Source organism: Acinetobacter sp. I-MWF, assembly GCF_025433935.1.
In the GTDB taxonomy this organism is placed as follows: domain Bacteria; phylum Pseudomonadota; class Gammaproteobacteria; order Pseudomonadales; family Moraxellaceae; genus Acinetobacter; species Acinetobacter guillouiae.
The window spans coordinates 2992138-3006053 of record NZ_JAMBAR010000001.1 but is presented as its reverse complement, the minus strand read 5'-3'; the positions used below and the strand labels follow the sequence as shown (position 1 = coordinate 3006053).

Below are 13916 nucleotides of genomic sequence, written 5' to 3'. Positions count from 1 at the left end.
GATGCAATTACAACAGGTACAACATGGAGTTTAGTTGATGCTGTTGTTCATAGTAGCAATTTTACTTATCAAGCACGTGTTATTGATGCAGCAGGTAATATTGGAAGTACAGATAGTCAAGCAATAGTGATTGATACCACTCCACCTACATCAGTGGTAGATATCACTGCAATTAGTACAGATACAGGTATATCAAGTACTGACTTTGAAACTAGTGATACGACTTTAACTGTCAGCGGTACGTTAACTAGCGTTTTGAGTGCTGGAGAAAAAGTACAAGTATCAAGTGATGGCGGTATTACGTGGGTTGATGCAATTACAACAGGTACAACATGGAGTTTAGTTGATGCTGTTGTCCATAGTAGCAATTTTACTTATCAAGCACGTGTCATTGATGCAGCAGGTAACGTTGGAAGTACAGATAGTCAGGCAATTGTGATTGATATAACTGCACCGACTCAGTTGGTAACAATCACAAACTATACCGATGATGTTGGTGGAATTACAGGTAACTTTAACAGTGGTTCAACAACAGATGATCGTACTCCTGTATTAAATGGTACCGTAAATTCTACATTGGGAGCTGGTGAGCAAATTGCTGTTTATCAGGTGAATGGTGGAAATACAAGTTTCCTAGGATATGCAAATACAGTTGGAACAGCATGGACTTATGAGGTCAGTTCTAATCTAAGTGATGGTCAATCATATACCTATTATGCACGAGTAGTAGACACTGCTGGAAATCTTGGTTCACAAAGTAATAACTTTTTGATTAATGTGGATTTAACAGTAAATATTAATACTCAAAACACCTTAGACACTACACCTATTATTAGTGGATCAACAGGTTTTAAAATCTTACCAGGTGAATACCTTGAAGTAACCGTAAATGGTAAGACTTACTCATCTCAAACAGGTGCTGTTGTTATTGATCCATTAAATAACACTTGGTATGTGCAAGTCCCTAATGCTGATGCCTTGAATATTGGCACTTATAATGTTTCAGCTGTATTGAAGAACTCAACTGGAGTAATTACTCAAGATGATACGACAAATGAACTGATCGTCGCTGCTACACCTGTGGTGACAGTTGGTGCAGGCGGAGGTGATCCTGACCAAAAAGCAACAGCTGTAACCATTGGTCAAGATGGTAGTTGGCGTATTCATACGAATCAAACAATGCTAGATGCAAATGGAACATCTTCTTCAACATTAGGAAGTTTTGCTAGCACTTCTTTAGTAAGTAATAATGGTGGGACAGGCTACAACACGCAAAATTATGTTCAAAATGCTACATTCATTGATTTCAATCGTGATGGTTTAATGGATCTATTTGCGGTTGATAATAGATATGATGATGGTCAACAAATGTTCTACTATAACGGAACTACTTATACAGCGTATCAAGTAGGTGCGTTTACTAATGCCCCTCAAACAGGGGGCTTCGCAGGGGATGCAAATACTGATGGTAGTGCCAACACATGGAGTTGGTATGGCGGTATCATGGCAATTGACAAAAATGGTGATGGTTTAGTCGATATGATTATTGGTGATCAAACACCAAATGATAGTGCTATTAGAGGTGGGTATGGTTCTCAAATTGTTTTAAATAATGATGGAACTGTTTTTGGAATGTCGAAGGATGGTAATTTTGCAACAGACTATTCTGCTAATAGTACTCATCAGCCTATTGGACCTGATCAATCCCAGTCAGATATGGAGCTTTCAGGAGTAGACATTAATAATGATGGTATTATTGATTTTGTAATGCATAGTCAAAACATTGTTGCTGATGGTTCTAGAATTAGTGCAACTGGCGCACTTAGCACTAACCAAGCACGTCTAGTAATTGCCAAAGGAACCAATACTGATGCTTGGAACGTCGATCAGATTGTTGAAAATGTATTTCAACGTGGTACAGATGATGATCCAGGTATTGGTAATGGTGTTGCCATGACATGGGCCGATTTCAACGGTGATGGTTTCATGGATCTATTCTTAGGTCGAGGTAGTGAAAGTGATACTGCTGCTTCAGGTAGTGCTAATAATGCAGGTGAATATGCAAGTCGTATTTATTTCAATGATGGTACCGGTAAGCTGATATTTAGTGATCCAAATAATGATGGAATTGGTAATCCTACTGCTGCAGGTAAATATGTCTTTACTGATAATCTCGCTGGTGGTGCCTCTATAGCATTAGATTGGAATCACGATGGTAAAATGGATATCATTGAATTACCTGGTATGGGTAATAGTGGCGGTGTAACAAATGCAGCTAATACTGGACCAATTAACTTGTATACCAATACCAGTTCTGGTGGGGTTGTGAGTTTTACGACCAATAATTTATTAACACAAATTGGTAAAACGACGATTGGGACCAGTAGTACAACTGGAACAAATAGTGGACCAGTTACTGGCGCAATTGCTGTTGATATTGACTGGGATGGTGACCGTGATTTGTTGGCCTTTACTGTAAATGGGCAAACAACTTATATAGAGAATAAAAACAATGTCGCTTATGGAACAAGTATTCATTTAAGAATACTTGATGAAGAAGGGATTAATTCTCTATATGGCAATACTGTCCAATTGATCGATGAGTCCACAGGTTTAGTCGTTTCTACGCAAATCATCAATGCTCAATCAGGTAACCAAACGAATGACAGTACAGCAATTGTTGACTTCTATAATTTAGATGCATCAAAATCATATAGTGCAGTGATTTTACGTCAGAAAAATAATGCTGCGGCTGATGTAGGCGGTGTAGCTACAGTTGGCACTAATACTGTTGAAATTGTAAATGCGGCTTGGGCTGGATTAAAAGCAACAGAATCAAATAATGCCTATGTATTGACTACTGAAGCTAGTAATAATGTAGCAAATGCCAATAAGACTAATGGGATTGTTGGTACAGGTTATAACGATACATTCTTTGCGACATTAGGAAATGATATCTATAACGGTGCTGGCGGTACAACAACCATTTCTGGTGTTAAATCGTGGAGTAATACAGGCGGTTTAGATATTGTTGATTATAAACTTGCAGGTAGTACAGCAATTGTTGTGGATTTATCGAATACATCGGCTCAGAACACCGGATTTGGTACTGCAACTTTTAAAAATATTGAAGGAATTGCAGGTGGGTCTGGTAATGATGTACTGACTGGTAATGCGCTCAACAATTATTTCAATGGTCGTGGTGGCAATGATATCTTTAATTTAGGGAGTGGTGGACAAGATACCTTAATGTACAAGTTACTCAATAGCGCTGATGCAACTGGTGGTAATGGTTCAGATATTGTGAATGGCTTTAAAGTGGGTACTGTTGAGGCTACACCTAACGCTGATATTATTGACATTAAGGACTTATTGGTTGGCTATACTGCTGATACAGATGGAGCTGCTCATTATATTAATGGTATAGCAACAATAGATGCAGGAGATACTATTGCAAATTATCTTAGTGTAACTCAAGTTGGCAATAATACTGTAGTGAGTATAGACCGTGATGGTTTGGTTGGTGGTACAAATTACACGCCATTAGTAACTCTAAATAATGTTCATACTGATTTGGAAACGTTACTTGCAAATCACCAAATAATAATTGGTTAAAAGTATTTTATTCAAAAAAATGACGCCTAGGCGTCATTTTTTTATTCATAATGGAGTGGTTTTAATAACCATATTTTACGTTAATGCAGGTTTTATCTGTTTTATATTTTTATAATGTGTTGTAGAAAATTATAATTATTAATAAATGGTTAATGTTTTAATATGTAATACAGATATGGATATTTTTGTTTTTAGTAAGATAAAGCTCTTTTTTACACATTGACGTGATATTTATTCAATTTTTGATAAAATATAGGGTTTGAATTTTATAGTGCTATTTGTATTGATTTTATTTTTATTTATTCTTGTGTTTTTTTTGATTGAAAAGTAAGGGGTTTGATAGTGCTTCATAAATTGTAGATTCATGGAGTTTAATTTTCATAAAATTTTATTTTAGTAAAGTTTAATATGAATAAAGAGTGATTTTTAAGTGAAATATATTTTTTAATGCTTTAGATACAAAAAATATTTTCTTTAATTTTTTTTATAAATATATGTTTTTTAAAATTAATTTATCTTATTTTTTTTATGATTAAAAACAAGCATATGTTTAATAATGTGTTTAATATAATGATTAATATTAATTTTTTTTATACATATTTATAGAATATAAAAACTATGTAAAATGAGAAGTAGTTAACTTTTATGACAGGGGTGTCCTTATGAGAATATATGCTTATTTACGTGTTGAGCCAGGCTTTAAAGAAGATTTAAACGAATATTATAGTTTTTTTAATAAGTATGGTTATCATATTCAAAAAAATCGCTTAATATGGGAGGAAGTTGCTGTAGATACACCAATTTTTTATAGAGATAAAATTGTAAATTTAGTTAATTATAGCTTGGAGGAAGATAATATATTAATAATAAAAGGACTTGATAGTTTGGGGGCGAATTTTGTAGAGATATCTGAATTTATAAATATAATTGAATCTAGGAAAATTATATTAATATGCTTGGATTACTCTAGAAATGAAATAAAGGGAGATATTAAAAGAATTTTTTTTCATTTTATAAAAATGGGAGCAAATTTTGAAATGAATTTTAAAAGAAATAAAAAAAGCAATCTGAAAAGTGATGCAGTAAAAAGAGTAGGGCGACCTGAAATTTTAAATAATGATCAAAAGAGAGAAGTAGTTGAAAAATTTAAAAAGGGTTTTAGTGTATACTCTTTAGCAAAGGAATATTCTGTTACAAGGACTGTAATTCAACGATTATTAAATAAAGAAACAGAAAAATTTTCCAACTTTAATGCTAAATAGAATTATATCTTAAAGTTTAAGACTATATAGTTGGAGCCTATTCTTTTATATTGTTTATTGTTAGTTTTTAAGTATTTTATTTTTATGGATTTTTTAAAACATGTGTTTTATTAAATTCACATGTTTTTTTAAGTTTTAATTTGGTGCCGTTATGGAAAAATGGAAATGCAATTATTGTAATGGATATATCTCAGTGAATGTTGATATGATTGAAGTTTTTGATAAGGTTGATTTTAAAATTTTTGAGGATATAGGCGGATTTTATCTTAAATATATTCCAGGTCATGTATTATTTAAAGATAATGATATGGTGTATATTTCTTGTGATTTTGGGCTATATCGCGTCCATAAAAATAATATATATCCAAAAAATGCACCTGTTAAATTTATTTATAATATGTTTTGGACTTGTTTGTGTGGTGCTCGATGAATTGAATAGTTTTTAATGTTAAGATGTGGTTATAAAATCTTTGATTTTTATAATTTTATTCTATAGCGTTATCTTTAATAGTTGATTTTATCATTATATTTATTACTTTAATTTAGTATTGACTCGAATTAGGTTTCGTAGCCGGATATCACTTGAAAAATCTTTCTCTTGGTAAAATGAACTGATGAGTTACTTTTCGTTCTTTTCATATCCAAAACAACAAAGTCATCAACGCCCCGTAATATGATTGAGGAATATTTTAAATATTATCAATGAGCTTCTTTTAATTTAAGACCACTACAAACCTATTCCTTCTAGGTGAAGAGGCTAGCGATCTAATTAGACAAGTAAGCGACTTACAAAATTTACACAGTTAAGTGAATAAACGTGATAGATCATGAAAGTCATTCAGCTATTGAACAAGCAAAAAACTGGAAAAATAATTTAATGTGCTTTTAGAAAGGCCGAAAAGAAGAAATTCAACAACTGCCAAAACTACAAGATATAAGGACGCTGCGTGATTTAACCAAACAAATGCAGTCACTTCATTTATGCAATCAACCAGAATAAATGTGCCTGTAGAACTTTGAATATATCCATGACCAAGGAGGGTAAATAGGATTGAGTAAATAAGGCTTTTAGATGACAGCTTTATTTATGAGGAGCACTATGCAAAAAAACAAAAAATGCATGGTTATAGAGGATTTATAACGTGAATTATGCTGATTTCTAAAGAAAAGAAATCAACATAGCAGGGAAATATATGAAACAGACTTTACTCACCGCTAGTATTGTGGCTTTGGCCACATTGGCTATGCCAGTTTTTGCTTCTGGTTTACAGAGCGTTAGCAGCAACTATGTGGCTTCTGATTATGCAAAAACTAAATACCCAGTTGTATTTAATCATGGGATGTTTGGTTTTACTCGACTCGGTCCGACAGCTTTTGGGATGGATTATTTTTATCAGGTGCTTCCCGATTTGGCACGGAATGGTGCGACGGTTTATGCGACACAGGTTTCTCCACTAGAATCCACCGAAGTTCGTGGCGAGCAGTTGCTACAACAAGTAGATGAAGTTTTGGCACTCTCAGGAAAGTCAAAAGTTAATCTGATTGGTCATAGTCATGGTGGACCGACCATTCGTTATATTGAAGCCATTGCACCTGAGAAAGTCGCCTCTCTCACTGCTGTTGCTGGAACGTTTAAAGGGTCCAAAGTGGGAGATGATATGTTGGATAATCCTAGTGAGAAATTTTTATTTACAGTCCTAGGACAGTATATCGTTGCTCCAGTGGAATTACTTCTACAAGGTAATCCTGACTTACCGATTAGTCTAGATCGCTCATTGAAATCATTAAGTGAAAAGGGTTCTGCAGAATTCAATGCAAGATTCCCAACTGCAGCAATCCCATCTGATTGTGGCAATGGTCAGAAGATTACCAGTAATGGGGTTTATCATTACTCGTGGACAGGTAAAGCTCAAGCAACCAATCTACTTGATGTCATTGACGTTGCCATTTCCACCATGGCACCGAGATCTTATAAAAATAATGACAATGATGGTTTGGTTAACCGTTGCAATGCACATTTCGGACAAGTGATTAGAGACGACTATAATCAAACACACCTAGATGAAATTAATCAGATTTTAGGGTTAAAAGCATGGTTTGGACCAGATCCTGTGTCACTTTATCGTCAACAGGTTAATCGTCTAAAACTTGAAGGGTTATAAGGCAATATTAAAAGCAATAGACCCAAATATTTCAAAACTAACACTCAGCGCATCATGAGGGAGTCTGAATATTCAGGCTTCTTTTGTTTAGAACACAATGATTGGCTTTAGGTTTAATCTTTTCTAAAAATTTAGATTTTTTTATCTATGAATAGAAAGCTGATAAAGATTTATTAGAGATCTTTGTAAAAGGGGAAGATGACATCCATGTCGATCATTACACTTGTCTTTAAGACCAGTTTTATGCTGATATCCTTATACAGATCATAACGAAATCATGTAGATATAGACTTTATAAAAAATCCACCTTTCCTGTTTTTACATCATAAATACCACCTGCAATGCCAATTTCACCTTCTTCAACCATCTTTTTCAGTACTGGGCTATTTCTTAAGATATAGGCAATATTATTTTGTACATTTGCAATGGTCACCGCCTGAATGAAATTACTGGTGAGTTGGTAATCAGTCATTTCTTTATGTACGTTTTCTGCCGCCTGCATAATCGGTTTAAGAAAATATTGTACATGTGGGGTTTCGTTGAGTTGAGTGATATCCATTTTTTGTTCATACATCTGACAAGCTGCTGTCACTGCACCACAATCTGTATGGCCCAATACTAAAATTAATTTGGAACCCTTGCTCTTACAGGCGAACTCTAGAGAACCCAATACTTTTTCGCCCGCAATATTTCCAGCAATGCGTAGACTAAATAAGTCACCAATACCAACATCAAAAATCCGTTCTGTTGGTGCACGTGAATCCATACAGCCTAGAACGGCTGCAAATGGATGCTGTCCAGATTGTGCAGTGACTTGAATTTGACGAGCAATATTATGATAAATCCGTTCATGGTTAACGAACCGCTGATTGCCCTCTTTGAGTAGCTGAAACACTTGTGCAGGCGTAAGTTGTCGCTGAATTTCCTGAGTACTGACGTCAATATCCAGTTCTTCTTCTTTAATTTCAGGATAATGTATTTTAAAGCCAATTAGTTTTACATCGATGCCATTTTCTGCAGCTGTTTCATCCCTAAAATCTTTAATCACTTGATATACATCAGGATCAATATAATAGGTATTCGACGCATCGATCACTACAGTATCACCACTGACTATTTTCTCTAAGGCAGAAACTAATGCGGAACGATTTAAAAAGCTAATATTGGGTGCCAGTTCAATACGGGTAATATTTCCATGCAAATGTGCTTCGTGGATGATACGAACACCACGGAATAAATTGTTTTTTAATACAATGATAAAGCTAATCAACAGCCCTAACATAATACCGATAAGTAGATCCGTCGCGATAATTGCAACAACTGTTACAATGAAGGGTAAAAATTGCTTCCATCCTTGACCATAGATCCGTTTAAAAAGTGAAGGGTTGGCTAATTTTACGCCAGTTAAAATTAAAATAGCGGCAAGGGAAGATAATGGAACAACATTGATTAATGGTGTCAGGAATAAAACCGCAATAATCAATAAAATACCGTGAAAAATTGCAGAAAATTTAGTCTTTGCACCACTTGCTGCATTGACTGAACTTCGAACAATTACTGAGGTAATCGGCATACCTCCAATTAAACCAGACATGGTATTTCCGATACCCTGAGCAACCAATTCTTTGTTTGGCGGAGAGGCGCGCTTTTGCGGATCCATTTTGTCCGCGGCTTCTAGATTTAATAGGGTTTCAAGCGAGGCGACGATCGCCAGTGTGATAGCGCCTGTATAAATAATAGGATTATTCCATTGAGTGAAATCAGGAAAGCTGATAATTGATTCAACACCTGAAAAGATATTGGGAAGATTAACCAGATGTTCAGTGCTGACCGCGAGGCTGGAATTGGTACTGATAAAAAAATAGTTTAAGAGTCCAGCAAAAATAACCGCAATAAGTGCAGAGGGTACAACCATTTTCTTTAAAGGTGTTTTATCCCACAATAAAATAATGAATACACTAGAGATACCAATGATTGCCGCACCATAATCAAGATGCTGTAATAGGCCTGTCCCTTCAGACCAACGTTGTTGAAGAATTTCGGTTTTAATCCCAAAGAGCAGAGGAAGTTGATTGATAATCAAGATTAACCCGATGGCAACAAGAAGCCCCATAATCACATTGGTTGGGATAAAATTTGAATAGGTTCCCAACCGAAATAACCCGAAAAATAATTGGATGAGGCCGGCTAAAACTAAACAAAATAAAAAAGCTTGGTAGTTGCCTTCAAGTTTATCCAGTTGCGTTAAAACAATAGCGGTAAGCCCAGCAGCGGGACCTGATACACTGATATGAGAACCACTCAAATAACCGATAACGATTCCACCAATGACACCCGCAATAATACCGGAAATCAAGGGTGCACCTGAGGCACTGGCTATACCTAAACAGAGCGGTAGAGCAACTAAAAAAACAACCAAACCTGAGAGCAAATCATTTGTATAAAACTTTCTTCTGGGAACTAATTCCTGTTGCATAAATATTCTCGGCAAATTTATAAGTTTGATATGCATCTGGATACAGCCTATTTCATGCTGTACACCAAACTTGCCTAAGTTAGATGAGAATGTGTCCGTAAACTTTAATAAAGACCAAATGACAACAGATTATGAAAGAAACTCTATATTAGCTTTACAAATGATAAATTTTTCTGAATATTAAAGAAATTCTTAAATATTTATTCGAGCAATTTGATTAAATTATAAGTATTTTAATACGTTAATTTTAATTTGATTTTTAGGTTTTGGGCTAAAAAGTGCTGATGAAGTCTGTATAACTTATGGCTTGAGCAATAAGGAATGGCGATGTATTTGTTTTCTAATAGGTAAGTTTTACTTGTGAGTTGTGATATCTTTTTGAAAAAATTTATTCAGATGTAAAACTTTTATTGTTTTTATATTGGATTTTGTAGGGTTTGTGAAATATTTTAGAAAATATGTTTTTTCACGTGAATTTAGTTGTTTATTTGAGTGAGTAAAAATGAGTATTGTGGTGTTTTAACTACACAATGCTTGTAGAGATATTTACTTTATCTACTCATCTGTTGGTGCTATATCATGTGAAAAAACATGTTATATTTCATTTGTATTTCAGATGGCTTTCAACTAAAAGGGTCTATTGAGTACAACTCGCTTAGTAGAGTGCAGGAGCTGATACAATTTCATTAAAAAAATACTTTTTACCTTCACGACTATTTTTAATATTATTCGCAACGTTGATTTTGAAAAATTTTGCGCTATAAATGTCAAAAAATATAAATGGATGGATTACTAGATGGATAATTATTTAAGGGACTAAATTGAAGACGACATTCGTTTTTTTAAAGCTAATCAAGCATATTAACAAGTCAGATATTTATAAATTATAAGTATTTTTAATAGCTTAGTGTTTATTGATGTGATTCTGAAATTGTGTATAAAAACAATGCGGATACTTGATCAATAAATATTTGTAATGGGGGTATTTATGGTCGTTTTATCCTATTTAAAAAACCAAAACAAACATTTCAACGCCATAAAAAACCAACAAATAACGATTGCAGCTAAAGCAAACATTGTTATCTGTATCGCATTTTGCCTATTTTGGACAATATATTTTAGCTTTGCTGAGATGTGGTTCATTGTTTGTATTGATATTTTTTTTACAGCAATGTCGATCTTCAGTTTATTTTTGATTTATATACATCGAATTTCAGCGGGCATATTGGTTTCACAAATTGTCCTCTTTGTTTTTCCTGTGGTTTTTTGCTTAATATTTGATGTGGCTACAATAGATCACCCCAGAGTTGCGCATTTATTTCTTCCAGCAGGAGCTATATTGGGATATTTGAATTATCGAAGAGATCCCAATGCGTTACAACTGATTTTAATTATCTTATCCATTGCCGCTTTTATCTTTTTTAGCGGGAGTGCGTTTACTTTAGATGGAGCAATACCTTTAGCTGAAAGCATTCGAGCTTATGGTGGTTGGATTGCAATATCCGTTGCCACTTTAATGATTTGTATCTCAATTTTTGTGATGCAATTGGAATTGCAGATAGAAAATAAGCTGGTGCAGGATCTCCGCTTGGCACTTTCAAAACAGCAGTTTGAACTTTTTTATCAACCTCAAGTAAATTCTTGTGAAAAAATTATAGGCGCTGAAATTTTGTTACGCTGGCGTCACCCGACACTTGGTTATATCCCAGCAAAAGATTTTATTCCTGTAGCGGAAACTTTGGAATTAATGCCTAAAATTGGAGATTGGATACTGATTCAAGCAAGCAAGGTATTACAAGACTGGCGTAAAAATGAATCTACAAAAGATCTTACACTTTCAGTCAATATAAGTGCTGATCATTTTATGCAAGAGAATTTTGAGCAAATCGTGACCTCTATGGTGGAGAGAAATGCAGTGCTTCCATCCCAACTCATATTAGAAATAACTGAAAGGGTTGCGTTAAATAATATTGAAAGTGTTATAGAAAAAATGGGCTTTCTGGATAAAAATGGTATTCAGCTTGCTTTAGATGATTTTGGTACAGGTTATTCATCATTAAGCTATTTGCAGAAAATGCCGATTAGCCAAATCAAAATTGATCAGAGTTTTGTGCAAGCGGCTTTAGATGATGAACGGTGTAATAAATTGGTATATGGGATTGTTAAAATAGGCCTTGATTTAAACCTGCGTGTTTTAGCAGAGGGGATTGAGACCGCTGAGCAATTTAATCGCTTTCAAGAAAATGGTTGTACTGAATTTCAAGGCTACCTATGGGGATGTCCAATGCCTTTAACAGATTTTATGAGCAAAGTAGCTGAGAAAAATCATTAAAATTTGGGATAAAAAATCCACTCAAGATAAACCATAAAAAATATTCAACTCCATAAAATAATTCAAAAACAGAGCCTTACTAAACTAGCTTACAATTTTAACTACAAGCATGTCGTAAAATGCTAAGTCAGTGTCGTCTTATGTAAAGTGAGCTGCATCTGCTGTGTTGTAGTTTTAATCATGATTTTTAAATATTGATAAAAATACGGCATGGATAGGCAAATGGCATTGAATAAAGCAATACGATTTTATGAAACAGGTTCACCAGAAGTTTTGCAATATGAAGACATCGACGTTGCTGAACCAGTGGCAGGGCAAGTGCGTCTGCGTCATGTGGCAGTTGGATTAAATTATGCTGACACTTATTTTCGCGATGGCACATATAAAATTCCGCTGCCAAACGGTATGGGCGTAGAAGCGTCTGGTGTAGTCGAAGCCGTGGGTGAGGGTGTAGATCATATTCAAGTGGGTGATCGAGTCACTTATACCGGTTTTTTAAATACTTTAGGTGCTTATAGCACTGCACGTTTAATCTCGGCTGATGTATTAATCAAATTACCTGAAGAAATCTCTTGTGAAACAGCCGCAGCAATGACCATGCGGGGTTTAACCTCGGCTTATTTAATGCGTCGTATTTATGACTTTAAAAAAGGGGACAGCATTTTATTACATGCCGCCGCTGGTGGTGTGGGCTTGATTGTTTCTCAATGGGCAAAGTTACTCGGTTTAACTGTGATTGGTACAACCTCTTCAGAAGAAAAAGCGCAAATTGCCCGTGCACATGGCTGTGACTATGTCATTAATTATAGTTATGAAAATGTTGCCGAACGAGTACGAGAATTAACCGATGGGGTTGGTGTAAATGTGGTCTTTGATAGTGTTGGTAAAGATACGTTTATGGCATCGCTTGATTCGTTAAAACGCCGTGGCTTATTGGTTTGTGTAGGGACTGCTTCAGGTGCCATTCCAGAATTTAATCCCGTCTTGTTGGCGATGAAAGGTTCTCTTTATATGACCCGTCCAGCACTGGCAGATTTCATTGCTGATCCTATAGAAAAACAAGAACTTGCCAATGAGCTATTTGATCATGTCCGACATGGGCGCATCAAAATTGAAATCAATCAACGCTATGAACTCAAGGATGCAGTTCAAGCTCACCGTGATCTAGAAGCACGTAAAACCACGGGATCATCAATTTTTGTCATTTGAAGGGATGTCTTATGCAAGTTGAACAATTAAGTTGCAATATCGGTGCAGAATTATTGGGCGTCAATCTGGCAGATGCCATTGACGATGATGGGCTATTTACTGAAATTCGTCAGAATTTGTTAAAGCATCGGGTTTTATTTTTAAGAGATCAAAACCTAAGCCGAGCTGAACATGTAGCATTTGCTGAGCGCTTTGGACAACTAGAAAGCCATCCTGCCGTTGGAAGTCATCCAGAGCATCCTGGGCTGGTACAAATTTATAAAAGCCCAGAGAGTCCAATTGATCGTTATGAAAATGCTTGGCACAGCGATGCAAGCTGGCGCAAAGTTCCGCCAATGGGTTGTGTACTACGTTGTATTGAATGTCCGACAGTGGGTGGAGATACCATGTGGACCAATATGGTGATGGCCTATGAAAACCTACCCGTAGAAATCAAAACAAAAATTGCAAATTTACGCGCCTATCACAGTATTGAAGCCAGTTTTGGCGCAATGATGCCGATTGAAAAACGTTTGGCATTAAAAGAACAGTTCCCCGATGCAGAACATCCTGTGGTGCGTACGCATCCTGAGACAGGTGAGAAGATTCTTTATGTCAACGCCTTTACCACTCATTTTAGTAATTACCATACCAAAGAACACGTCCGTTTTGGACAAGATGCCAACCCCGGTGCAACCGATTTACTACGTTATTTAATTACCCAAGCTTATATTCCTGAGTACCAAGTTCGTTGGAGTTGGAAACCGAATAGTATCGCAATTTGGGACAACCGCAGTACACAACATTATGCCGTAATGGACTATCCACCATGTCATCGAAAAATGGAACGGGCAGGCATTATTGGTGATGCAACTTATTAA

8 protein-coding genes are annotated in these 13916 nt (G+C 35.4%); 7 read left to right on the top strand and 1 reads right to left on the bottom strand.

What is annotated here, in order from left to right:
* From M2R48_RS13930 to M2R48_RS13915, 4 genes are all read left to right on the top strand, one after another.
* The coding region (locus tag M2R48_RS13930; RefSeq protein ID WP_262086489.1) for a beta strand repeat-containing protein at window positions 1–3615 on the top strand (3615 nt) is incomplete at its 5' end.
* Between the two features lie 662 nt (window positions 3616–4277).
* On the top strand, window positions 4278–4877 hold the full coding sequence (locus M2R48_RS13925) for a recombinase family protein (protein WP_262086488.1): 600 nt from the start codon (window positions 4278–4280) through the stop codon (window positions 4875–4877).
* Between the two features lie 151 nt (window positions 4878–5028).
* On the top strand, window positions 5029–5307 hold the full coding sequence (locus M2R48_RS13920; RefSeq protein ID WP_262086487.1) for a hypothetical protein: 279 nt from the start codon (window positions 5029–5031) through the stop codon (window positions 5305–5307).
* A gap of 763 nt (window positions 5308–6070) precedes the next feature.
* Complete coding sequence (locus tag M2R48_RS13915; protein ID WP_004822959.1) at window positions 6071–7039, top strand: esterase/lipase family protein; 969 nt, start codon at window positions 6071–6073, stop codon at window positions 7037–7039.
* A gap of 292 nt (window positions 7040–7331) precedes the next feature.
* Here the strand turns inward: M2R48_RS13915 and M2R48_RS13910 are convergent, their stop codons facing one another.
* The gene (locus tag M2R48_RS13910) at window positions 7332–9515 is read right to left on the bottom strand and encodes a solute carrier family 23 protein (protein ID WP_262086486.1); all 2184 of its coding nucleotides are present in this window, start codon (window positions 9513–9515) and stop codon (window positions 7332–7334) included.
* Between the two features lie 988 nt (window positions 9516–10503).
* Here M2R48_RS13910 and M2R48_RS13905 point away from each other — a divergent pair.
* The 3 genes from M2R48_RS13905 (at window position 10504) to M2R48_RS13895 (ending at window position 13916) form a co-directional block, all read left to right on the top strand.
* The gene (locus tag M2R48_RS13905; protein WP_262086485.1) at window positions 10504–11847 is read left to right on the top strand and encodes a putative bifunctional diguanylate cyclase/phosphodiesterase; all 1344 of its coding nucleotides are present in this window, start codon (window positions 10504–10506) and stop codon (window positions 11845–11847) included.
* A gap of 222 nt (window positions 11848–12069) precedes the next feature.
* Window positions 12070–13056, top strand: a complete 987-nt coding sequence (locus tag M2R48_RS13900) for a quinone oxidoreductase family protein (protein WP_262086484.1) — start codon at window positions 12070–12072, stop codon at window positions 13054–13056.
* 11 nt (window positions 13057–13067) lie between these two features.
* Window positions 13068–13916, top strand: a complete 849-nt coding sequence (locus M2R48_RS13895) for a TauD/TfdA dioxygenase family protein (protein ID WP_034611521.1) — start codon at window positions 13068–13070, stop codon at window positions 13914–13916.